General features: G+C 54.6%; 20 protein-coding genes. 8 read left to right on the top strand and 12 right to left on the bottom strand.

The genetic code is table 11. The annotated features are described in order from the left end of the window. Window positions 1-778 precede the first annotated feature (778 nt). A complete protein-coding gene (locus tag CRO05_RS10030) occupies window positions 779-1,765 on the top strand; it encodes an alpha/beta hydrolase (RefSeq protein ID WP_235001382.1) in 987 nt (328 codons plus the stop codon). Window positions 1,766-1,916: 151 nt separating this feature from the next. On the opposite strand, the gene CRO05_RS10035 is transcribed toward CRO05_RS10030, so the two are convergent. Continuing rightward, complete coding sequence (locus tag CRO05_RS10035; RefSeq protein WP_097067917.1) at window positions 1,917-2,945, bottom strand: fatty acid desaturase; 1,029 nt, start codon at window positions 2,943-2,945, stop codon at window positions 1,917-1,919. A gap of 178 nt (window positions 2,946-3,123) precedes the next feature. On the opposite strand from CRO05_RS10035, the gene CRO05_RS10040 reads away from it, so the two are divergent. After that, entirely contained in the window at window positions 3,124-3,546 is a 423-nt protein-coding gene (locus CRO05_RS10040) for a MarR family transcriptional regulator (RefSeq protein WP_235001383.1), read from the top strand. A 307-nt stretch (window positions 3,547-3,853) separates the two neighbouring features. Then, window positions 3,854-5,353: an FAD-dependent oxidoreductase gene (locus CRO05_RS10045; RefSeq protein ID WP_097067072.1), complete on the top strand. Its 1,500-nt coding sequence runs from the start codon at window positions 3,854-3,856 to the stop codon at window positions 5,351-5,353. A gap of 151 nt (window positions 5,354-5,504) precedes the next feature. Here CRO05_RS10045 and CRO05_RS10050 read toward each other — a convergent pair whose 3' ends face one another. Beyond that, window positions 5,505-6,161, bottom strand: a complete 657-nt coding sequence (locus CRO05_RS10050) for a hypothetical protein (protein WP_097067073.1) — start codon at window positions 6,159-6,161, stop codon at window positions 5,505-5,507. Window positions 6,162-6,338: 177 nt separating this feature from the next. On the opposite strand from CRO05_RS10050, the gene CRO05_RS10055 reads away from it, so the two are divergent. Next, window positions 6,339-7,406: a GGDEF domain-containing protein gene (locus CRO05_RS10055; protein WP_097067074.1), complete on the top strand. Its 1,068-nt coding sequence runs from the start codon at window positions 6,339-6,341 to the stop codon at window positions 7,404-7,406. Between the two features lie 48 nt (window positions 7,407-7,454). Here CRO05_RS10055 and pyk read toward each other — a convergent pair whose 3' ends face one another. The 3 genes from pyk to CRO05_RS10070 form a co-directional block, all read right to left on the bottom strand. Beyond that, window positions 7,455-8,975, bottom strand: coding sequence for a pyruvate kinase (gene pyk, locus CRO05_RS10060; protein WP_097067075.1), 1,521 nt, complete (start codon window positions 8,973-8,975; stop codon window positions 7,455-7,457). Between the two features lie 15 nt (window positions 8,976-8,990). After that, window positions 8,991-9,242, bottom strand: coding sequence for a hypothetical protein (locus CRO05_RS10065; protein WP_090877972.1), 252 nt, complete (start codon window positions 9,240-9,242; stop codon window positions 8,991-8,993). Window positions 9,243-9,354: 112 nt separating this feature from the next. After that, on the bottom strand, window positions 9,355-9,840 hold the full coding sequence (locus tag CRO05_RS10070; protein WP_097067919.1) for an MgtC/SapB family protein: 486 nt from the start codon (window positions 9,838-9,840) through the stop codon (window positions 9,355-9,357). A 688-nt stretch (window positions 9,841-10,528) separates the two neighbouring features. Between CRO05_RS10070 and CRO05_RS10075 the strand changes: the two genes are divergently transcribed. Then, window positions 10,529-12,247, top strand: coding sequence for a di-heme-cytochrome C peroxidase (locus tag CRO05_RS10075; protein ID WP_097067076.1), 1,719 nt, complete (start codon window positions 10,529-10,531; stop codon window positions 12,245-12,247). A 173-nt stretch (window positions 12,248-12,420) separates the two neighbouring features. Here the strand turns inward: CRO05_RS10075 and CRO05_RS10080 are convergent, their stop codons facing one another. Next, window positions 12,421-14,115: a YdiU family protein gene (locus CRO05_RS10080; RefSeq protein WP_181319750.1), complete on the bottom strand. Its 1,695-nt coding sequence runs from the start codon at window positions 14,113-14,115 to the stop codon at window positions 12,421-12,423. An 88-nt stretch (window positions 14,116-14,203) separates the two neighbouring features. On the opposite strand from CRO05_RS10080, the gene CRO05_RS10085 reads away from it, so the two are divergent. Next, complete coding sequence (locus CRO05_RS10085; protein ID WP_097067077.1) at window positions 14,204-14,464, top strand: hypothetical protein; 261 nt, start codon at window positions 14,204-14,206, stop codon at window positions 14,462-14,464. A gap of 74 nt (window positions 14,465-14,538) precedes the next feature. On the opposite strand, the gene CRO05_RS10090 is transcribed toward CRO05_RS10085, so the two are convergent. Beyond that, window positions 14,539-15,081: a hypothetical protein gene (locus tag CRO05_RS10090; RefSeq protein ID WP_097067078.1), complete on the bottom strand. Its 543-nt coding sequence runs from the start codon at window positions 15,079-15,081 to the stop codon at window positions 14,539-14,541. Window positions 15,082-15,094: 13 nt separating this feature from the next. Continuing rightward, a complete protein-coding gene (locus CRO05_RS10095) occupies window positions 15,095-15,700 on the bottom strand; it encodes a hypothetical protein (protein ID WP_200814360.1) in 606 nt (201 codons plus the stop codon). Window positions 15,701-16,091: 391 nt separating this feature from the next. Between CRO05_RS10095 and egtB the strand changes: the two genes are divergently transcribed. Both egtB and CRO05_RS10105 read left to right on the top strand, forming a co-directional pair. Then, window positions 16,092-17,393 (top strand): ergothioneine biosynthesis protein EgtB, encoded by a 1,302-nt coding sequence (gene egtB / locus CRO05_RS10100; RefSeq protein ID WP_097067079.1) that lies wholly within the window; start codon window positions 16,092-16,094, stop codon window positions 17,391-17,393. Between the two features lie 62 nt (window positions 17,394-17,455). Then, window positions 17,456-18,115 (top strand): hypothetical protein, encoded by a 660-nt coding sequence (locus CRO05_RS10105; protein ID WP_097067080.1) that lies wholly within the window; start codon window positions 17,456-17,458, stop codon window positions 18,113-18,115. Window positions 18,116-18,225: 110 nt separating this feature from the next. On the opposite strand, the gene CRO05_RS10110 is transcribed toward CRO05_RS10105, so the two are convergent. The 4 genes from CRO05_RS10110 to CRO05_RS10130 all read right to left on the bottom strand — a co-directional run bounded on the left by CRO05_RS10110 (window position 18,226) and on the right by CRO05_RS10130 (window position 23,621). Then, complete coding sequence (locus tag CRO05_RS10110) at window positions 18,226-19,500, bottom strand: O-acetylhomoserine aminocarboxypropyltransferase/cysteine synthase family protein (RefSeq protein WP_097067081.1); 1,275 nt, start codon at window positions 19,498-19,500, stop codon at window positions 18,226-18,228. 285 nt (window positions 19,501-19,785) lie between these two features. Beyond that, window positions 19,786-22,293: a mechanosensitive ion channel family protein gene (locus CRO05_RS10115; RefSeq protein WP_097067082.1), complete on the bottom strand. Its 2,508-nt coding sequence runs from the start codon at window positions 22,291-22,293 to the stop codon at window positions 19,786-19,788. 392 nt (window positions 22,294-22,685) lie between these two features. Next, entirely contained in the window at window positions 22,686-23,153 is a 468-nt protein-coding gene (locus CRO05_RS10125) for a hypothetical protein (RefSeq protein ID WP_097067084.1), read from the bottom strand. 111 nt (window positions 23,154-23,264) lie between these two features. Continuing rightward, window positions 23,265-23,621, bottom strand: coding sequence for a hypothetical protein (locus CRO05_RS10130; RefSeq protein ID WP_097067085.1), 357 nt, complete (start codon window positions 23,619-23,621; stop codon window positions 23,265-23,267). Between the last annotated feature and the right edge of the window lie 650 nt (window positions 23,622-24,271).

The following is a 24,271-nucleotide window of genomic DNA, read 5'->3' on the forward strand; positions in this document are numbered from 1 at the left end:
TCAAGGAATTGTTCAATGGCCTCCAACACATTGCTTTCAAACCAGCATGATTTCAAGGCGTGGAACTTCAGACTTTGTCATCACCTGGGTGAAAAGCCCAAGGGTTGCTACAGAGCCGAATATACAGTTCTATGCTTTGTTTCTTATTCGCCGAGGATCAGGACTGTCCGAGACATAACCGCAGGCACTCCGATTGAGGCAAACCCATTTCTCTGCAGCGTTCCCTGCAATCCAATGATCCGCCGCCGCCCCCATCATTCCCATCCTCTGGGCATTCGACTCTGCATCGTTCAAAACTGATTCCATTCTCAAAAACCCTCTCGCATACAAGTTCGCATTCAATGGGCTGCGCGGTGATCCCGGTCAATACCTGCATGTGCAGCCCTCTTTCAAGGAAACCGGAAACACACATGCGGTAATTTGCACGCGTTTTGTAAAGCGAAGCATCTGCCGTAAAGGTGGGTATATTCATTTTGGTTACCTCCCTGAATTGTTTGGTTCCACATCACAATATGATGGCGCCTCGGCGCGAAAAATTTAGCCGGAATTACATGCCCTCTGAATGTAAATATGGCAAAAACGTCTCTGGCAACCGTTTACTATCCATTGTTTAATCTTTAAATAGACCACGCAGGGAAAAAATCAAGCTTGGGTGAACTCAAACGACAATTCAATTACAAATCAGGAAACGTGATAATGGATGGATAGTTTATAACGCTCCTGCGATACGGCTTTACTACAAGTCTACAAGCGGCCACCGTGAACAATTGCCAAGCAAATGGGACGCATCTGCCCGCGATATGGCAAGCTCCCGTGGCAAAATAACCGGATTTTCAGTCAACCTCGTCAATCGATCAAGAATATGCGTCACTGGATGCTGGTCTCTGTGTTTTCGCTGCTCTGCGGCGTTGCGGTCATACTGCTCGCCGCCGTTGGCGTTGGGGAGCTGCTGTCGGGGCCGGTACCCACTGCCGTGGATTCGCTGTCCAGCGCCATATCGACCGACGTTCCGGTCGAGCCGGTGCAAATTCCCGTCAACATCAGTTCCAGGGATACTGATTCCAACGTGCACGGCTGGCTGGTGCGCGGTACGCGTGGAGACGGTGCGGTATTGCTTGTCCATTCGCTCCGAAGCAATCGTGTGGAAATGCTGAGCCGGGCAAAATTTTTGAATGAACAGGGATACACTGTTCTCCTCATTGATCTGCGCGGACACGGCGAAACGCCGGGGGATCGAATTACCTTTGGTTTGCGCGAATCGGAAGACGTGGAAGCATCAGTAGCATATTTGCAAAATACCTTTCCGGGAGAACGTATTGGCGCCATCGGCGTCTCGCTGGGCGCAGCCGCTATCGTGCTCGCGAAAAATTCCTTGCGACTTGACGCCGTGGTGCTCGAGTCGGTCCATGCCACAATCGAAGAAGCGGTGAAAAATCGGCTTAAGCTTCATCTCGGCGAGTTTGGGCCAGTCTTGTCCCCACTCCTGCTGGCACAGTTGTCGTTTCGTTTGAATATCTCTCCCGAAGAGTTGAATCCTGCCAATCAGATAGACAAGCTCAACGCCCCATTATTTCTTATTTCCGGCACCGACGATCAGCATACGAAAGTGGCGGAAACGCAACGGTTGTTCGATACTGCCCGGCAGCCGAAAGAAATATGGATTGTTCCTGGCGGCGGCCACTTCAATATGCACGCCTACGCCGGCAAGGAATACGAGAATCGTATATCCGATTTTTTTGAATGGTATTTGCGAAAACAGAACTAGGAACGGATATGGTCGAGCCTGTCCGTTAGCCAGAGCCTAATGAGCGATTGCCAGAGTAACACGGGCGGTGCGCTTCTTTGCCTGGCATTGCCCTGGCAGGTCAAACTCGAGCAAATCTAAATTCTCTGTTGCCGCTCAAAATCCGCTTTTTTTAGAGTGGCGTTAGAAATGACACACCGCTAGCGCCTACCGCAGAGCCATCCCAAAGGCGTTGCGCAAACCGGTTCCCTTGGGTCTCACCGGAATCGCCGAGCACACGCGCAACCCTGCACCTATGGAAGCTCGCCAGTTGCTTGCGGAACGGAATGACAATATCCGTTTTATTTCCATACAGCGCTTCATGCAGCTTGGGCAGTTCGTGCCATGGAGCGGTAGGTCTGCTGTGGTGCGCATTGTGATAACCAAAGTTGAGGGTGATGAGATTCAACCATGGATAACGGGTCGAAATCAGATTGCTGAATGTATGAGTTTGCTCATAATCCCGGTCCCCTCTGCGCTTTATCGAATCCGGGCCGCTACCGGATTCCATAACGATGTCATAATTATGCTGAAGTGCATCCATGAAACGTAAAATTGTTACAAGGATCGCATACGCGAGGAGATAGCACACAAAGGCGATAGGCGAATAGAGGAATAACGCCAGAAGCAGGCTCGACCGGACAATGACTATTCTTATCATCCGAGACCGCTGGTCTTTTTTCTCCGTGAAGAGAAAAGGAGCAAGAACAAGCGCGCCATGCATGAGAAACTCTACCGCCGGCACGTACAGCCACTCCAACGTCTCCACGATTCTCAGCTGGATCGGATGCCGCGCGAGATAGCCTCTGTAGTCGAACCCGATTACGTCGGCCCTATCCACATGGTGCCGCATATGTACGCTCCTCAAATCCTCGTAAGTGCCGTAGCAACCCCCGGAAAACCAGTTCAACGCGCTTCCAACCAAGGCATTGTGACGCGGGGATTTGAATAATGCATTATGGCCGCACTCATGGATCATGTATGAGGCGATCACCATGCCATGAGCCATTGCGAGCGTACCCATCGCCATCAGAACCGGATTCAGGGACAGAATGAGCGTGGCCCCGCCAAAATAGGCAAGCTGACAATAAAACAGGGCCAAAACACTTGGACGCAGGCCGCCCCTATGACGAAAATACGTTTTCTCGATTCTGTTGAACATGCTTTGCAAGTCTCCCATTAGCTACTACATGCAGCCTTAGCGCAGCTATTCCTGTAGCGGAAGTTATTTTCCAGGCTAAAATGCAATTATACATGTAAAATTACATGTAAAAAAGAATTAGAATTATCTGGCAATCCTCAATTTCGAAAAATGCAAAGATCAAAGATAAAGGTTTAAATTGGATAAACCGCAAAAACAGGCACATGCCGATCGCCTCCAGTTCATCCAGTTACTCAGCATTACGGATCAGTACTGGATAGATATGCTGGGAAACCAACGTTTCCACGATTTGAATTACTACGACCTCTTTACGCAAATGTGGCTAAGGCTCAACGGTGGCGGTTGTGACACTTTTCACAAGTCCGAGTTGTACCAGCTCATGCCGAACATCAGCCAACGAACCGCAATCAAATACATCCAGATCGCAATCGATCACGGGTTACTCCTGGAGCAAGCCAACCCGAAAGATCTCCGTTCCAGATGCGTAACCATGTCGGCCGATCTCAAGCAGAAAATCGAGCGTTTTCTGGATTATTCCATTTCAGTGTTCCAGGCGCTTCCTCCCCCCAGCCCACAGCAAGAGGGCGGCAAAGCGAGATGAATTGGGCCTGAATGGTTTCGTTTAGCAGATCGGAGAACCCGGGGAACCGTAGCCCCATCAGAAAAACAATCAGAAACAAATGTTCTGCGGCCGGCGCAACACTCAATCTGTCATTGTTCAAGAAGACGCTTCGTGCTGTAGCGCACAGAATGATCCAGGTTTACGTTTCATGATATTGATCAGTCGAACCTTTCATATATCTCATACATCTCGAGCGCGATTTTAGCGACAGCACGGCCGGAAAAGCTGAAGCGTCGCGGGTGCGGTTATATTTCGAAATGTCTTGAACAATAAAAGGGAAATTAACGTGAATACGATTTCTGTCTGGCGCGCTACGGCGCCCGAAGCAGGTTTTCCCATGCTGCAAGAAGAGACGACTGCGGACGTGGTGATCGTGGGAGGCGGTATCACCGGAGTTACACTCGCTTTGAATCTGGTCGAGCAAGGCACCTCGGTCGTGTTACTGGAAGCCCGCAATATTGGTTTCGGTAGCACCGGCAACTCAACTGGCAACCTTTATGAAACGGTTAGCCGAGGCATTCACAGGGTCGTCAATCAATGGGGCGGTGATGTCGCCCATGCCATAACCACTGCTCGCCGCACGGCGCTGGAGCAAATCGAGCAAAGGGTCAGGCGATTCAACATCCCCTGTGGTTTTCGCCGTTGCAAGCTGTACCGCTATGCTACAACCGAGAACGCGCAATCGACGATAGAAAAGGAGTACCAGGCCTCGCTAAAAGCAGGTTTGACGGCGCATTTTGAAAAAACGCTGCTGGCTCCCCTTCCCCGGCCCCAAGGGCCCGCCATGGTCCTGAACAACCAGGCGCAGTTTCACCCTCAGGCGTATATCCACGGGCTTGCTGGCGAGGCCGCCAGCCGGGGCTGCCGTATTTTCGAGAACTCGATGGCGCTTGAGGTGGACCCGGACCGGCGCGTCGTGCGCACCGCCAATGGCCAGGTAACAGCCAGGGAGGTCGTGCTTGCTACTCATTCGCCGAAGGGAATCCACTTGGTGCAAGCCGAAATGATCGTGAACCGCGAATATGGGCTCGCCACGCGCATTGCCAGGGATTCGTTTCCTGACGGAATTTTCTGGGGCAGCGGTATCGAGCGGCTCTCGGTACGTAGCGTGGACGTGGACGATGCAACGTTCTTCGTGTGTGTGGGGGAGGAGCACAAAACCGGACAGGAAGATGCAACCATCAACCTGGATCGGCTTGAAGCGGCTGCCCAGGGGAATTTCAACGTGAGCGAGATAGCGTACCGATGGTCGGCCCAGAATTATAGCGCCGCTGATGGCTTGCCCTATATCGGAAGGGATGCAGCCGGCTGTTTCATCGCAACTGGTTTTGAAACCGACGGTTTGATCTATGGAACGTTAGCCGCATCGCTTATCGCCGACAAAATTGCCGGTCGCGACAACGTCCTCGCACCGATCGTCAAAGCGACCCGGTTTTCACCGTTGAAAGGCGCCAAGGGCGTAGCCGAGGAAACCGCAACCGTGCTGAAATCGCTGATCAAGGACTACGTGACCGATCGCGAGACAATTCCACTATCTCAGCTCATGCCGGGCAAAGCGGCAATCGTGAAATTCGAGAACGTATCGCTCGCCGCTTATAGAGAGACCGACGGCACGTTATTTGCGGTTTCGCCGGTGTGTACGCATATGAAGTGCAGAGTTCACTGGAACGGTGTGGAAAAAAGCTGGGACTGCCCCTGCCACGGCAGCCGTTTCGCGCCCGACGGAACGGTAATTGAAGGCCCTGCAACGGAGCCGTTGCAACGCCACTTTCTGCCGGGGCACTAGATCAAAAAGTACGCTCATCAGCATGTAACTCACGGGCGGCAGGTGTATGTCAATGAAATGGATTCCTCCTTGGCATCGCACGTGCCGGGTGGTTCTGGACAGACAGCCAGCGGAAAGAAACGGGTATTTCAGCGATGCATTTCATTGACTATCAATGTCTGCCCGGCGCTGCCTGACCTGTTCCTCCGGATAAAACAATGGCCGACGGCATACTCGACCGGACAAGCTCTCCGCTCTCCTGCATATCACCCAGGGCTCGAAGAATCATTTGCTCAAGTACTTTTCCAAACCCCTGGTCCTGGGGAAAGGGCTGCACGCTGTCGGGTATGCTCATGTTGCCGATAGCGGTATGAACCGCATGCTTTATACCGGTTCGGCTGATTGTCTTTCCCTGTCTGGTGATAAACATCGATAATTCGTAGGCATCGGTGATGGTTTTTCCGACCATCCATAACGGATATCCGGTCCGAGCCGCCTCCGCGGCCACAGTGCCGCTGTCAGCAACATTGTTCAAGATCACTCTGATTTCGCCTTCTTCCTGATCTACGACCGGCAAAATCACGCCGGAATCCCTGAGTATCAAGGCAGTATAGTCTTTCAAAGGGACGTCGCCCTTGGGAAAGTGCTCGCCATTTCGCTGGAACTCGACAGTAAGCTTCAGCCGAAACGGCGCGCTTCGCTGCTCTATATCCTTATACGCGACCTTTGGAAACGAGGCGCCCAGGAAAGACCTTTTTGGTGATGTGCATCCCGCCAGTACAAAGGAGGCTATAACAGATCCAAGTACGATGCGACGACCGATATTCATAAAAACTCCGTCAGGATGGGGGCACATTCGGCTCTCAAGGCAGGGACTACTACTAAGAATAGCAATTGCTGAGAATAATGCGTTATTCTTTGCACTGCAACCTGCTCGACCGTATGGGTATTTGCTCCAAGGTTCGAATGGCCGAGCTGCTCCTCGGCAAACAGATTCCGGGCAAAAATGAACGCTCCAGCAACACCTCATTCCATAGCACTCGGATTTAACGATAAGCGGATCCGGGAAGTGCTTTCCATACTGGGCCTTGATGCGGCGCATCATGCGCTTGCAGAGCAGATACGCGCGGAAGTCATTGCCGGCCGAGCTGGCGAGCTCGTGAATTCCTGCTTTGCTACCTTGGCGCGTACTCATGGCTTCTCATTGATAGAGAAGGATATCGGTTCCGACTCTTTCAAACAGACCTGGGTCCATTACGTGCAGTGCTTTGGCAGGAATTTCGATACAGCTGAATATTTCGAAGAGCGGCTGCAATTGTCCGCTGCTTTCGCCCGTGCAAAAATCCCGCTCAGCGTTTTGCATCTTCCTTACTGCCTTACACAAGAGCTTCTGATAGGCAGTCTCTCGGATAAATTCAATGAGAATTCCAGGACCTTGTGGCCCCTCCTCGATGCTGTTTTGAAACTCATCTCCCTGGACTTGTACCTCACCGCGGAGGGTTATCGTCTACCGGAACTTGATGAACTGGAAGAGGATCTGGATAAGCTGCGCAAAGAAACTTTCCGCTTGCAGCGAAGAACCTCGACTGATGAACTCACCGGGGTGATGAGCTATGCCAAACTCATGGAATCCCTTGAACAGCAGATCGATCGGACACATCGCAGGGGCCACGATCGCAGCCCCTTGTGCCTCATAATGTCCGATCTCGACTTCTTCAAGAAAATCAACGACACCTACGGGCATATGATGGGCGACCTCGTGCTGCGCCACGTAGCGGGACGCATACAATCGGCAACCCGCAACTTCGATCTGGTTGGCAGATTTGGGGGAGAAGAATTTGTCATTATCATGACGGACACCAACCTGGAGCTGGCAACGGCGATTGCGGAACGAATACGCGAAGCCGTCATGCATGCGCCTTTCCATGTGAAGCGATTCAACATTAGGATAACCATCAGCCTGGGCGTGGCGATGTTGAGGCAAGGCGAACGCAAGGAATCATTGCTCGAGCGTGCGGATGCGGCAATGTATGAAGCAAAAAGAAGCGGCCGCAATCGCGTGGTCATCGCCTGACAGCGGCCAGCGATTCCTGACATCATCGCTAATCATTGCTAGCCATCACTAGCCCAACCGCACGACCTGCAATGTATCGGCTTCCTCTCCAGCGGTCCCGGTACTGATACCGGAAGCAGACAACACCACAGCCTGATCTCCTGGCTGTGCCAGCCTCCACGCAAACAGCCACTCCCGGGCTTGCGCCGCGCATAAGTGCGGCTCAACCAATCCCGGAGCGCCTGAAAAAAGCGGCGCGACGCCGTGCACTATCGCCAGACTCCGGTACAACCGCGCTGAATCTGTAATTATCACGAGCGGAACCCCGGGGCGAAAGCGGGCAATGCCCAGCGCCGTCCTGAGATTGCAGGCGGAAACGATTATGGCGCAGGCATTCAAGCGCGTCGAAAGCTGGCACGCGGCGAAGCTCAGGGCGTCCTCCGGAGATCCCGATGTCGCACTCGGACGCATGCCCTGCGCACCTCCCCTCCCATACCCGGACTCACCACGTCCGGACTCACCAGACGCGGCCTCGGTGGCGGTGAGCACGCGGTGCAGTATCTTCACGGCGGCAACGGGAAATTGGCCGATGGCCGTCTCCGCAGAAAGCATCACCGCGTCCGTTCCATCGAGCACGGCGTTGGCCACATCGGTAACCTCCGCGCGCGTCGGGTGCTCATGCTCCACCATCGACTCGAGCATTTGTGTTGCCGTTACTACCGGACGCGCCCAAGCATTGGCCATGGCAATAATTCGCTTCTGCACAATTGGAATTTCAGCCAGGTCGGTCTCGACCCCCAGGTCCCCGCGCGCCACCATTACGCCGTCAGCCGCTTCCACAATCTCTTCAAGGTTGGCGAGGGCCCGGCGCTTCTCTATCTTTGCCATCAGCAGCGGCTGCGCGCCGGCCGGGAACAACGCTCGTACCCGGGTAAGATCGTCGGCCGACTGCACGAACGAAACGCCAATCCACTCTGCCTCTTGGGAGACCGCGAATGCGAGATGCCGTCGGTCATCCTCTGTCGGGACCAGCTCATTCAAGACGGACTCTGGAACGTTGATGCCTGAACCGGAGCGAACGATGCCTCCGACACGCACTTCGCACTGAACCTGACCGGCATGGTTGGCGGGGCTGGCGTGGCTGGCGGGGGTTTTTACCCGAAGGTCGATCGAGCCATCGGCAAGAAATACCGATTCCCCGGTACGGAGTACCACAAGCAACTCAGGGTTCCGCACGGGCAGAAGACTGTTGCCTTCTCTCCGAACACCGCCCTCCTCCGCGATATCGTCCTCCGCCGCAAGCGTAACTATCGTGCCTTCTTCCAGCTTGCAGCACCCGTCGGGCAGCTCGCCAATGCGAAACTTCGGACCCGGCAGATCAATAAGAATAGCCACCGGCCGGCCGGATTCCCAAGCTGAGCGCCGCACCAGCTGAATGCGCCGTGCATGATCGGCATGATTGCCATGCGAGGCGTTTATGCGGGCGACATCCATTCCGCTCTCGATCAAACGCGCAACGACGCCAGGCTGGTCGGTTGCTGGACCCAGCGTACAAACGATCTTGGTTCCATGCCAGCGGTGATCAGTCATGATCCTACGTAAACCCTAATAACGATCTGACTCATAGTCGCGTAGATATTCCCGCTCGTGACGCTCAGCCCGGTCGCTTCTCTGCTCGTAGTCATTCCGGTCCCGAGCCCTTCGCGTCTGCTCCTCGTTTCTTTGCTTGAGAACAGCGCAGTCCGCGGAATCCTCCGAGCACGCGTAGCGGCCCTCTCCCACATACACCTTTTCATCTGCCTGTGCGGTTACCGTAGCCCCAAGCACCACCGCAAATACCAGCATAAGCCGTGTCATGCTTTCTCCCTTGAAGAGATATTGAGCGTTAAATGCAAGAAATGATATCGCAAATGTTCACATGCACACGGATTACCCTACACAATGCCCGCCTGCCCGGTCGCTCAGCAATTCATTCCCGACCGGTCCTGGACCAGACTTTAGGCAGTAGATGCAATATGATCAGGGCAAGGACAGTACATAAAACGGCGGAAGCTTCCCGTCCAAGCCCGGCGGCAATGCCGATCGCCGCCGTAAGCCATAACCCCGCCGCGGTAGTAAGTCCTTTTACCGTTTCTTCACTGGTACTTTTAAGAATGGTTCCGGCCCCAAGGAACCCGACCCCGGTGACAACGCCCTGGATCACGCGCGACAACGCGTCATCGGACATGTGCATTTGTTGAGGGATGAGGACAAAGAGCGCAGCGCCCACGGCAACCAGCATGTGCGTCCGCACTCCCGCCGCCTTGCCCCTGTGCTCCCGTTCCAAACCCAGTATGCCGCCAAGTGCGGCAGCGATTGCCAGACGCAGCGTGGTCCGGGCAAATTCAGTTGCAGAGGGAAGATCCGAAAACTCCGACACCAGCATGTTGACGATTTCCTGCCACCAGCTATTCACAATAGCTCCTTGTCCAGTACCGGATCTCGCCCGAAATCCACGCCAAAATTGCAGCTCCCTCAAGAATATCACAGTTGCCGCCGCTATCAGTGCCCCTGGTTCATCAACGGCACAGCTCAACAGATTATGCCATCCGAGTAGAGAAAGATACAGCCGGCGGCAGGCTGGGTTTCCGCTCGCCATATAGTTCCGCGCGGCAGGTTATTGGGCTGGACACCCCAATACTTGACCCCTCACCGTCCTATCGCGCTCGCCCGCGATCCTGGGGCCGGCCAGCTTATGCGGTTCATACCTGTAAGATTTTGCAGGTATTCAACTACAAAATTTTAATATCTAATTGCTTCCGTCGTTAACCGGCGATGAAGGAAATGCATTAGGAATACATGTCTCTTGCGCAATACCGGTTATGCGCGGTCTTAGACACGTACCTGACAGATTGTCGAACCACTTTGACACCGGGACTATAAAAACCAACCGGTTTCCGAGTTGGGTTCGTTTACCCATTCAGCATGGATATCGCATAAACTTCGTGCGACGATCGCCCGTGCCTCTTGGCTGCCCGCGAGGTTTCGTATTGGCAGGCATACGAGGCCTGAACAAGTGGATCTTTCACATTGATCAGAGAGTGAGGATCACACGAGCCAATTTATAAGATATCCACAGCTCATTCATAAGAGGGAAATAATAAATGAAAGCCGGATTTGCATTCTGGATCAGGAGCACGGTGCTTGCGTTTGCCATGCTCGCGCCACTGCCTTCATCCGCAGCGGCGCCGCTAGGCACCAATCAGGGAGCGGAGTGGACAGCCTCTGCACAGAAAGACTTCTACAGTCGCGACCAGGGCTCGCGGATCATGCCGCTTCGCTGGATTGCCGCCCTGAAGCAGTCCAATGGGGAGCCTTTCATGGCTTCCAGCCTTAGCCGATATGGTTATTTGCCCAATGAGGAGAGCCAACCTGCCGGGCTACCGGTCGGCTTTACCGTTGGCAGCGGGAGCAACGGCCAGGAAATCGGTATGAATTGTTCGGCTTGCCACACGCGCCAGATTGAGGTCAACGGCACGTCCTATCGCATTGATGGTGGTCCGGGTATCGTCGACTTTCAGAGTTTCCTTGCCGATCTCGATACGGCGGTGAATACGGTACTGACGGATCAAAAGGCATTTACCGATTTTGCCCATGCTGTGCTGGGCCCGTCGCCAGCGCCGGATGACAAGACGAAGTTGCGCGAAGCGGTGCAGGCCTGGTATTTGCCCTATCACACATTAATGAAAGGCGCACTGCCATCGCCCGCCTGGGGACCGGCGCGGCTCGACGCCGTATCGATGATTTTCAACCGGCTCACCGGGCTCGACATCGGTCCGCCGCCGACCTACATGATTCCCGAGAATATCAAACCGGCAACCGCGCCAGTGCGCTATCCGTTCCTCTGGAATGCGGCAATCCAGGACAAGACGCAGTGGCCCGGCTTTGCGAGCAATGGCAATGATATTTTAGGCCTCGCCCGTAATCTGGGCGAGGTTTATGGGGTCTTCGGCGTCTTTCATCCAAAAAAAGACGCGTGGAGACTGCTTGGAATCGACTATCTGGCAAACAACTCAGCAAATTTTCAAGGGCTCAACGCATTGGAGAACCTCGTTCGAAAGATCGGCCCGCCCAAATGGCAGTGGAAGATAGACCAGGCGCTTGCCAGCAAAGGCAAAGCGGTCTTTGAGCGCAAGACCGAACAGGGTGGCTGCGCAGATTGCCACGGAAAGACACCTGGCCAGACCCGTTTTCCCAACAAGAAGACCTGGAACACGCTCGTTGTGGATGTCGGCACAGATTCCAGGGAATACGACATTCTTGGCTGGACCGTCAAGACCGGAGTGCTCGAAGGGGCCAAAATCCCTTTTGTTGCCGCACCCCTCAAGCCCGTCGATACGGCCTTCAATGTCCTCGGAACCTCCGTGATCGGGTCTATTCTCCAGCATTACGTCCCGGTTTTGATGAAAACGGAAGATCAGGCACAAGTAAAGGGTACGCAATCCCCGCTTACACCGGAAACCGAATCACTGAGGAATGCGTTCATTTTGCCGGCGCCCGATGCCAAGCCTTCCTACGCCTACGAATCCCGAGTGCTTGAAGGAATTTGGGCAGCGGCTCCGTATCTGCATAATGGCTCTGTGCCGACGCTCGCAGAGTTACTGAAGCCAGCCGCCGAACGGGTCAGCTCGTTCAAGATTGGTCCGGCTTACGACCTGGTCAATATTGGCCTCGCCGTCGATCAGACCGCGTTCGACTATACGTTACAGACGACGGATTGCAGCGACCGGAATTCGGGAAACAGCCGCTGCGGCCATGAGTTTGGGACCAAACTATCGTCGGACGAGAAAAAAGCACTGCTCGAATATTTAAAGACGCTTTAACAGCCGGAGACACAACATGGAACCCTCTCCCATCACGGAGAGGGTTTTCCACTACCGGTTATTGATGTACGATTCCTCGACCCGTCGACCCGTCGACCCCATCAATCTCTGCCCTCAACCCTCAACCCCGGCCTGCCTATATCCCTGCGCCCATTTCGCAGTTAATACATCCTTCACGAACTGCAAGACAACGCCGAACATCCGGGCTTGTTGCGTGCCCATTCGGGACGCCTGGCCGCCAACTCATCGTGCGCGGGTTGCTCGTCATAAGGCCGTTTCAATACCCCCATTAGACGCTCAATAACGGAGGCGTCGCCCTGCTCGAGCGCTTCGATAGCCTGCTGCGCGAGATAATTGCGCGGCACATACTTGGGATTCGCGTGCCTCATTCGTTCATAACGCCTATCGGCAGGCTCATCATCCAGGCGAACGCGCGCGATATAGCGACGCAGCCATCCAGTCAGTTTGCTCAGTTGGGCGTGCGCGAACGCCTGTCGTTCATCGTAGAATGCGCGGCGGAAAAACCCGGCCAACGCGCTATCCTCGATGCGGTCCGCGTTATCGGCTACATCGCCCGCTGCGCTCTCATTCGCACCCTTCACGGGAATGTCCATCAGGCAGCGGAAGAACAGCGTCATGTCGGTTTCAACCTGTTGCAGCAGCTCGAACAGATCGCTCACCAATGTGTCGTCATCTTTGTGCTCCAGTGACGCCAGCCCGAGCTTTTCGGCCAGCATGCGACGCCATGTATTGTTGAAAGTTTCGCCAAAAACCGCCAGCCCCTGCTCCAGCATGGCATGATCCTCGATCAGCGGCGCAAGCGCGGCGGCCAGCCGGGTCAGGTTCCATTGTGCGATCTGCGGCTGATTGCCGAAGCAGTAACGCCGCCCCTGCGCATCCGTGGTATTGGGTGTCCAGCTCAGGTCGAAACCTTCGAGCCAGCCATACGGACCATAATCTATCGTGAGTCCCAGTATCGACATATTGTCGGTATTCATCACCCCGTGCACAAAGCCAACGCGCATCCAGTGGGCGATGAGCGTACCCGTGCGCCGGCATATCTCCTCGAACCACCTGGCATATATCGCAGGCGTAAAAGCTGATTCCCCGCCCAGCTCGGGGAAATGTTCCCTTATGACGTAATCGGCCAGCCGCTTGAGTATGTCCGGCTCGTCCTGCGCCGCAAGTATCTCGAAATTGCCGAAACGCACGAATGAGGGTGAGACGCGGCAGACGATAGCGCCCGTTTCCGGCTGGGGATTGCCATCGTAAAACATGTCCCGCACCACCGAGTCACCCGTCGCCACCAGACTCAATGCACGGGTAGTCGGCACGCCCAGATAGTGCATGGCTTCGCTGCACAGGAATTCGCGCACCGACGAGCGAAGCACGGCGCGGCCATCCGCGGTACGCGAGTATGGCGTTTTACCGGCCCCCTTGAGCTGCAACTCCCGGCGGATGCCGTCCGGGCAGAGTATTTCACCGAGGGTAATGGCGCGCCCATCACCGAGTTGCCCCGCCCAGTGGCCGAACTGATGGCCGCCGTAACGCGCGGCATAAGGTTGCATGCCTGGAAGAACACGGTTGCCACCAAGCACCTCTACCGCCGGACCAACAGGCGAGGTCGGACGCGAGATTCCCAGCATTTCCCCCACCGGGTCAGCCCAGGCCAGTAACCGCGGCGCTCTCACCGGGGTTGGCTCCACCCGTGTGTAGCAGGCATTTCGCACAGCACGCGGCACATTTTGCGCTACCGGGTCTCCCGGCAGCTCGCGCACGAAGCTATTGTCGAATTGCACATTACCCAGATCGTCGAGACCGGGCAGATCGGCAACCGCTGCATTACACTTTAGATGGGGGAGGCTCATTTATTTTCCCTTGAATAAATAGTCGTTTCTTGACACCGGTTCATGATAGCCCTAAATTCGATTCAAAGAAATTTACGGGAGGGAGAGAATGCCAAAACTGACGGACTACGTCAAAATGGCGGCGGACGAGTATGTGCATGATCGCGGAAGCACCGAACTCGATGCGCGCTGGATTGCTGAATTCTTTCAGGACAGCGGTGTGCAGGATGCTTACCCTCGCCAGGATCTGATTGCTTTTGCCGAAATGGTGCAAAAGGAGCTGAACCTGGAAGATGAGCGAGCAACAAAAAAAGCGGCTTTTCACCTGGATAAAATGATCCGCCGCATAAGGTTTCCGCCGAAAACCTGAACATGCTGCCCATCTTGAAGAACATCCAGTTATCCCCTGCCGAGTTATCGTTGAACCCTCCCGTGGATTTAAATTTATTGCGGGGGTGGAGGCGGTGGATTGCCGGGTGGTGGTGGAGGAGGCGTCGCCGCACCCGGTAAAGGTTGGCTCGGTGTTCCTGCAGGCCGGTTACGGGAATCATCCATGATCTGACCGGAGACAGGGACACGGTGGCCTTTGCCGTACATGCATTGCGTGTAACCCATATCATAACGCTGCTGCCGGATTTCGCCGGACGCCCTCGCTGTGCCGGTTCCCATCAGCCCTCCGAGCAGGAGGCCACTGCCCGCGCCGATTGCGGCACCGGTCCCTCCGCCAAAGGCACCGCCTGCCGCCGCACCAACCCCTGTGCCGACCGCAGCAGTTCCTAATCCACTCATCACCGAAGCTCTGTTCGGGGTTTCGCCCCGCGCTTGCTCGCCGGCATACAGCCTGCAGTAGCCGTCGTCATCACGAAATTGATCGAAAGTTTTACCGGAGCCTGGCAGCGCCATTACGCTGGGGCCGCTTGGTATGCTCGCACAGGAAACCAATAAAGACGCCAGTAGGAGAGGAGCTGATCTATAAGTTTTGGACATGTCTATTCCTTATTTATTGAGTTGCAGGTTGGGGAGCGACTTGCAGCCAGCCATCCGGGCATTTCTTTATATATGGATAATATCCTTCGGGGTTTCTGCAATAGTGCCAATAATTCGTTGACTTCGGCGCCGGCGCCGGCGCCGGCGGCGGTGCCTGTTCCTGCTGCTGGATATAGACAGGTGGCGCTGTCGGCACGGCAATGACCGGCGGATAGGAATAATAAGGGGAATAATAAGGTGGGGCAAAACCGTACCTTCCGTAGCCATAGCCCCCATATCCCCCATACCCCCCATAGCCGCCAAAGCCGCCGTAGCCCAGGCCCAAGCCGTAGCCAGGATAAAAACCGCCTACCCCATAGAAGACACTCAAGCCGTGGCGATGGCCGTGGTGATGATGGCTCCCATGATGATGATGGCCCCCATGATGGTGACCGCCGTGATGTTGATGGTCTCCGCCGCCATGATGGCCGCCACCATGGTCGCCCCCTCCACCGCCGTGATCGCCGCCTCCACCCTCTGCACCTCCGCCTCCGCCGCCGTCACCCTCATTGCTCCAGGCCGAGCCCGCCGAAATCGGTCCCAGGGCCAAGAGGATGAGACATATCAGTTTAATTTTCACGTAAACTCACTCCTGTAACCTAGAAACTGCTCTTCACGACATGACAATGCATAAGGACAAGATGAGAAACGTGCAGACTGATCGCGTTCCCTGCCTGCTCCGCCGACTGCTCGTGTCCGTCCCATGCCTGAGGATTTAGAACACCGGATTATTCCGGCGTTCCACTTGACTGGATCAATTTCAGGCCACGAGGCGGCGATTTTTGGTTGTCCCCATGGACATCGGCCAATTCGTGCCTGGTTGAAACTCCGGAAACGCCAGAATCGCTCGATCAGGCGTATTAAAGCTGCAGATTATCGTCGCTGGTCACCAATGTAGCTGCTTTTTCGGCAGGGCCGGATGAAATCTGGAAACTTTTCAGCAAAGACTTTTACTGTCAAAGGAAGCCCTCATGACCTCCTCTTCGCTTTTTCAAAAATATACCGCTATCCGTAACCGCACAACCGATTTGGTCGAGCCGCTTTTAGACGAAGATTGCTGTGTTCAGTCCATGCCCGAGGCCAGTCCGGTAAAATGGCATCTGGGCCATATTTCCTGGTTCTTCGAAACATTTGTGCTGCAGCATTACGAAAAACCGTTCAAGCCCTTTCATCCGGCCTTTTTTGCCATGTTCAGCTCCTATAACAAATCTGGGCAAACTCATCCAGACCCAAAGCGAGGACTCTTCACCCGGCCTGCCTTGCGGGTGATCCGGGACTATCGGACCAATGTCAGCGAGCGCATGGAGCGGGTTCTGGATCGCGTGGTGGAAGACGAAATGTTGTCTACACTAACGGTGCTGGGCATGCATCACGAGCAGCAGCATCAGGAACTCCTGCTCACCGATATCAAGCACCTTTTCTCGCAAAGTCCGCTGAATCCCTGCTACAGGGAAATGCAGTCCCTGGATTCTCCGACACCCCACCCCCTGGAATGGCGCGGCTTTGAAGGAGGGTTGATCGAAATCGGTTACCATGGGGAGGGATTCAGTTATGACAACGAATCACCGCGGCACAAGCAGTACCTTCAACCTTACCAGCTCGCATCCCGCCTCGTGACCAATGGCGAATATCTGGAATTCATGGAGGCGAACGGTTACAGCAGCCCCAGCCTATGGCTTTCAGAGGGTTGGGACTGGATGAAGGCGCAAAAGGGCGGTCACCCGCTCTACTGGCGATCAAACGGGGAATCCGGCGCCGAGTGGCAGGAATTCACGCTCGGCGGACTGCGTCCGCTGGACTTGAATCTTCCGGTTATTCATATGTCGTTTTACGAGGCCGATGCCTTTGCCCGGTGGTCCAATGCCCGGCTACCCACCGAGGCCGAGTGGGAAAATGCCGCTTCCCAACAGGAAATCGAGGGTTGTTTCGCGGACAATAACCGTTTCCACCCCTCGGCCGCCGGTACTATTGAAGATGCCGGCGGCATAGGTCTGGCTCAGCTGTACGGCGATGCATGGGAATGGACGCAGTCGAGCTACTCGCCTTATCCGGGTTATAACCCGGCAAAACCAAACGCCAGCGAACCCATGTCTCTTGTCTGGGATGAGGCGGTGGGGGAATACAACAGCAGGTCGATGGTAAACCAGTATGTGTTGAGGGGGGGATCCTGTGCTATTCCGCAAGAGCGGATCCGTCCAAGCTTCCGCAATTTCTTCCCTGCCCAGACGTGCTGGCAGTTTTCAGGCATCCGCCTGGCGCGTGATGCAACTTGACTGACCGTTTTGACAGGTTCAGTTTGAGTAATGCTCAACTGAACACAAGCCATGGAAAAAATATGATCAAAGTATTAAAAACGCTGTCCTTTGGCGTGGTTTCCCTCGTGTTGCTTGCGGTAGCAGGCTGTTCAACCATGCACAAAACCACCCAATCTCAAAGAACCCCCATCGAACAACTCCTCATTAGCGAAGCGGTACTACGAAGTCTTCCCGCCAAACCCGATGGTCTTCTGCCAATTCCGCACGGCTCAAGCGTAATACTCGATACATCCGGTATAAGCACGGCAGCGGGAGTAAGCTCAGACCAGGCTCTTCTGCAAAAGACGCTGGTCGGATGGCTGGGGCGGCAGGGGTATTCCGTTCAAAAAAATGAGGAAAACGCTACACATCGAATCAATGTGATTGTGGGAGCCCTGGGTACGGAGCTGGGTGGCAGTTTTTTCGGGATGCCTCCTGTCAGAAGTCAGATCATCCCTTTTTCGCTTCCCGAATTGGCGCTCTACAAGGCGCAATATCAAACCGGGTATGTGACGTTTTACATGGATATCTTTGAATTACCGTCAGGCACGTTTATCCAGTCGACCCCTGCTTTCCTCGCCGAAACGTATTACAACGATCATACGGTTCTGCTGATATTTTCGTTTAAATCAACAGACCTCGCATCTCCTCCGGAGCTTGGCTCATATCGCAAGCCTAATCTCAACGGGATGATCGAATAAAAAAAGATGGAGCTAAAGCCCTCTGGCCAGAGCCAGTCCGGCCGGAAATGCTGCAATGGCTTGGGTCTTATGCTGATGCACCAATTTCGAAGCGGCAGGCACAGTCATTTTCAATCAATTGACTCGAGAGCCTGCGATATATCCTCAATGATATCGTCAATGTGCTCGATCCCTACGGATATCCTGACAAGACCTTCCGAAACCCCGGCGGCCTTAAGCTCATCCGGGTTCAACTGTCTGTGAGTAGTTGATGCAGGATGACAGGCGAGCGATTTTGCATCGCCGATATTAACCAGACGCAGGATCATCTTCAGCGCATCGATAAACCGACTGCCGGACACCGAGCCGCCCTTTATCTCAAAGCTCAACAAACCCGAGGCTTTCCCCTTGCTTATTTTGTTGCACAGGTCGTGAAATTTACTGCCGGTCAACCCCGCATAATTAACCCTTTCCACCACTGGGTGCTCTTCCAGGTACTGTGCGACCTTCAGCGCGTTTTCACAATGTCTTTCCATTCTCAAACCCAGCGTTTCCAGGCCCTGCAGTATCAGGAATGCGCTATGCGGCGCCAATGCCGCCCCCGTATTACGCAGAGGCACGACTCGACAGCGTCCAATAAAAGCAGCTTGTTCAAAAGCCTCCGTGTAAACGACATCGTGATATGAAGGATCGGGCTCGTTCAGCAAGGGAAAGCGTTCTTTGTACTTTACCCAATCGAATTTCCCTGAATCAACAATCATCCCACCTACCGTCGTTCCATGGCCACCGATATATTTCGTCAGGGAATGCACAACAATATCCGCACCCAGTTTAAATGGCTGGCAGAGATAGGGGGTGGAAACAGTACTGTCAACGATCAGGGGCACACCATACTTATGGGCAATGTCAGCCATTTTTTCGATATCGACGATATGTCCGGCGGGATTCCCGATGGACTCGCAGAAAACCGCTTTTGTATTATGGTCTATATGCCTCTCGACCCCTTCATAATCGTCGTACGACACCATGCGCACATCAATGCCTTGCCGGGGAAATGTGTGAGCAAACAGATTGTAAGTCCCTCCATAGAGCTGACTGGTACTGACAATATTGTCGCCCGCGCTGGTTATGCATTGAATTGCATAGGTTATCGCCGCCATGCCCGAGGCGACGGCCAGCGCTCCGACACCCTCCTCCATCTCTGCTATGCGCTGCTCCAGCACGGCATTGGTAGGATTCATTATTCGCGTATAAATATTTCCGGGCACCTTCAGATCAAACAGGTCAGCGCCATGTTGAGTATTATCGAACGTGTAAGAGGTTGTCTGATAAATAGGAACGGCGGCCGCCCTGGTCGTCGCTTCGGATTTATAACCGTGATGCAGTGCCAGCGATTCTAATTTCATACTGTTCTCTCTTGTTTAATTTAGGGGCTTGCGGAGTGTGAATGCTTTCGAAGCGATGCGGTAGACCGGTTATCGATCATCTTGACCTGCCTTCGATTTAACGTGTCGTTCCCCAAAGGTCGCCACTCATCAATCCAATGTATCCATTAACCCCGAAGTGAGTCAAGTAGCAGAGGTTGAAAAGCTGGCGAACGGCGATGCTTTGCTTCCTGCCATAGTCCTTGTCTTGGAATCTCCGTAAACGACCAGCCCACGTCGTCCCGTCCGGTTTACTCGAAGTGCCCATCAGCCTTTCGAGCGTTCGTTGTTGCCGGCATTTGAAGGAACATCGCTCTTGTCGACTGTGCCGGTAATAGATGGCGGGGGCGCCATTTGCGCCACGACCTGCCGTTCCTGAGGGTTAATAAACTCGATGCCCCACTCGCGGAAGCGCTGCAGAATCCGTCGGTTGAAGCCACGCTGCACCGGCCATCTGCCACTGTCCAGCGCGCTTATTTGTCCGAGAATAGTAATCGTCGATCCATCGACCTGATCCACACCCCAGATATTCACGTCGTCAAGAATCAGATCTTTAAATTCGGGATCTGCGCGCATCTCGCCAGCGACGCTTCTAATGGCGGCAAATACCTTATCGACGTCCGAATCCGCCGTTACGCTCACCTTGATAGAAGCATTACCGATGCCGCGCTTGAAATTAGTGACGGTGGAAACAGAGCTGAATGGTACGACATGCAACGCACCGTCGGGGGCGCGTAACCGGACTGTACGTATCGATAGATGCTCGACCGATCCCGAAACATCGGCGACGGTGATGAAATCTCCGACCTGAATGGCATTTTCCATCAGTAAAAAAATGCCAGTGATGAAATCCTGTACCAGCTTTTGAGAACCAAAACCTAATGCGACGCCGATAATACTTGCGCCCGCCAGCAGCGGCGCGATGGTGATGCCCAGCTCGTTTAGCGCAGCAAGCAGCACGACCATGGCAATAATGAAGAACAGAGTGGTGCGCAGCATGGGCACCAATGTGCGCAGACGCGCGGCGCGCGCAACGTCGCCAGCCTCGGTCCACTGGTCGATACGTCGGCAAACTGACATATTAAAAGCCTCCCATGCCGTCATCGCCACTGCGCAGGTTATCGCGATTGTGGCGACAGCAGAAGCCAGACGCCGGCCTACCGACCCGCTTTCAAACCATGAAAGCGTATCCACGCCCCAGACCTGCAATAACACGATAAAGGCGACAATGGCTATCAGTAAGGATACGGCACGGTCAACCAGCAGATGATAAGTGTTTTTACCGGCAACCTCGGGAGCAACAAACTGTGACTGCCCTGCCTGCCCGATCTGGTCCGCTTTATTTTTACGATGTTCAATGAAAGCGCGGTCGATCGCACCCAGAACAAAAATCGATACCAGACTGGCGCCGACGATAACCGCGGCCAACAACGCAAAGAAATGCAGTACGCGCTGGAAACCGTTTTCTGCCCCGACTGACCATAGCAGCCACGCAGCAATGATAAAAAACGTCGCTACAAACGTCCAGCTATCGGCCAGTATTCCGCGCAACCCAAACAGGGCCCCGTGACCATCTTCAGTTGTTCCGCGGATTGCCGTCGCCGTAGCTTTGCGGCTGCGGAAGACCATGATCAGCAACATGATGTGAACAGCCAGTCCAACCATTTTAGAGAGCGTGTCGTGAGTATCCCGCGTCCCCCCCGTTTGCAGCGAGATATCGGCAATGGCGGTACCGAACACGGCAACGATGACAATCCGCCGGAGCCAGCAATTCAGATAGTCCGCCGCGCCATCGCTGATGTGCATCAGGCGCAGCCCTTGTCCGAGTGGGGACGCCATGAGATGAATCACGCTGAGCACGATGCGGGTGGTTGCGTAAGCCTCGATAATAGGCAACGTCGCGCTATAAAATATGGCGGCCCGCCCCCCGAACACGTTCAATAGCGCGATGGCTATCGCCAAAAAAGCGGCCAATGGGATCAACTCAAGCACCCAGTGGGCAAGCGCAAACGGAAGACGGCGCAGCAGGCTCAAATGGCGATCGGCGGCTGGCCCCTTGCGGGTACCAGGCGTAACAAGAGGATCCCGGCCCGGAACTGCATTAAGGACGGCTCCATCCACCACTTTCGCTTTCGCGCTTCCCGGTTCCTCCTTTTCTCTCGGTTCTTCCTTCCAGCCGGCTGCCGCCTGACGAGCTGCCGCGCGTTCCTCAACCAATCGCCGGGGCCGCCCAAGCGCCCGCCGCAGCAGCCACTCCACGGACAAGGCTCCCGCAAGTATGACTGCAACCTCCCACAGCGCGCCAAGCACCAGAGCCCGGCGCTCCGGCACCCCCAGGTTATACTGCCACCAGTCGGCTACGGTTCTGACCTCAAGAAGCGTGCGAACGGCTAATCGCAGCTGGTCCACAACGGTATCCAGCCGCTGTCCTATCAGATCGAATATCTGGGCGACCAACCCGCCCTCGGCCAACTCGATGGGCGCTGCTCCCTCAGCCGCCGGTACGGCTGGAGGCGCAGGCGCCACGGGTTGGGCGGGTACGGCAGATTCGCCGGGCGCATTCTCTGTAGCTTCTGCGATCGCGCTGAGCGTTTGTTCGAGTTCCGCGCGCTTCTTGTCATCCTGAAGAATCGAGAGCGTACGCCTGGCTTGCGCTGGCGTAACATCATATTGTTTCGGAGATTCATTGGCATACGCGCCATTGAACCCCACGCCGGCCAATAACGATATCAATGACACCAGCAGGGAAACAGACTTTTTTATTTCAAAAAACATGGACGGGTAACATATTTGAGCGGGAATACCTTGGCACGGGCTGGTAACTCAGGAACTCGGAGGCCAGATCGCACTGAATTCCTTTCCACTCGGATGGAGTAAAGGATTAAAACCGGATGGAAAAAGGCGTTGCACTCCGCCATCGCTGATCGCGGCGGCGTCCTGCAATCCTTCCCTATGCATACTGAACTCCCGCAAAGGGCTCAGGAACGGCTTACCGGAAGTTCCTCCTTGAGGCTTCATCGAGTTCCTCAAGGTTTCATTGAGTCCATCGCCGAATCGCATGCCTTGTTTTCAGCGTCGGGAGATTACTGTTCCGCGTAGTGTTATCTTTTCAGCTTCGACCAATCGCCGCAATAAACACCCCGCGCCAAAATCGGATAGAAGCCCGATTATTTGGCGACAGGCCAGAGTAATGTGATCTTTCTATTACTCCCCTTCTGAATATCCAGATGACGATGAAGTTTTGTTGATTCGTAGATAGCGTCCAGCGAGTATTTTCCGGGCGGCAGTTTTACCAGTACGTACGGACCTTCGGCGCCGATATCCAGGACGGTATTGCCCGATTTATCCTTGATTGTTATCTGTACATCGCTGATGTATTGGGCGCGAGGGGTAGCAGCCTGGGCCAGTTCAAGCATCAACGGCCATGAATTTCCTTCTTTCAGTATTGCTTCCGACTCGTCTTTTCCTATTCCACCCGTTAGAAATTCGATTTGACCTTGCGATTGCACAGTTGGAAGTGAGGAGTTTACCGGAGAGGAACCGCCTTGCGCAAAACTTGAAGTTGAAAAGATACTGGTTAACGATAATGCCGCCAGCGCCATCAATATTTGAATGAGTTTAATATGGATTTTCATGAGATTACACCTCCGAATTCGTTAAGGAAGAAAATGTACCCAGCGGATTTCGGCAGAGCGATGTCTGGTCCGGCTTATGCGGATGATCGCTCGCGCGAACATCCTCGGCAATCATGTCGCCTTGCTGCCTTTTTTACGCTTCGCTGCAGGCACGCTCGGTGCGGGAACGTCCGAAGCGACGATATCCGAGGGTATCCCCCTGCGGTCCGTGTCTTTCAGGCCGTGCTCGGTATCTTCCGCTGCTTGCCCGATCACGGCGCGGGAGTGCTCATCTTCGTTAGCCTCGCCTGCGCTGGCCGGGCCGGTTGTCTGGTCCCGCTCATGCGGCAACAACGTCTGTTGCTCTGCTTGATTCTGCTCCTGCCGCTCTGGCTCCGGATTGGAAAGCTCCACCCGCTCTGTCAGCACGCCGGTTTCCTGTCTAGGGGGTTTTTGCTGCTTGGAGAGAGGTTTCTTGTCAGTGGCCATCGGCTTCACTCAAGGGTTGGTGGTTTGGATTAACAGGAACAGGATGGTTTCGAACGACGGCGTGAATCGTCTTCAGAAGTTGCGAAGCATGATTTTACACGCTCGATATCAGTCGCAGTCGGACTGACAGGTAACTATACGGTAAATACGTGCCGGTGGCTGTGCCCCACCGCACATAAGCAACGCAGGAGCGATATCCCCATCCTTAAGCCTCTGTCAAACTTTCGGGGGTTGTCCGTTATGTCCGTTAGGGCGCTGGCCCAAACGCCGCCGAATATACCCATCCTATGTTGGCTATCGCACCGCGCGCAGCGGCTTAGTCATTCATGCTTGCCCCTCATGCGCGCGGAGCTGGGGAGACGATGAGCAATGGACTCATGGGCTTCCCCACGGTAGCACTGAGGTAGCCTCCTAGGTCCACTGAGGCAGATGCTGAAGGAAGATATTGAACCGGATAAGTGTTCCAGCGGCGTTTCGAGGCAACGATACCGATCATCAAAGGAAAGTTTAGGGCCTATTCGTATGAAAATCTCCCGGATTTGCTTTTCTCGGAAGAACCGCTGATAAGCTCCTCGCGAGTGCATATTTGACACTTATCTCGCAAAAACGGGAGAATCGAAGGTGCGCCGGTGATCGTTCGGAGGTACCGG

The sequence above is a fragment of the Nitrosovibrio sp. Nv4 genome, assembly GCF_900215485.1.
Taxonomy (GTDB): domain Bacteria; phylum Pseudomonadota; class Gammaproteobacteria; order Burkholderiales; family Nitrosomonadaceae; genus Nitrosospira.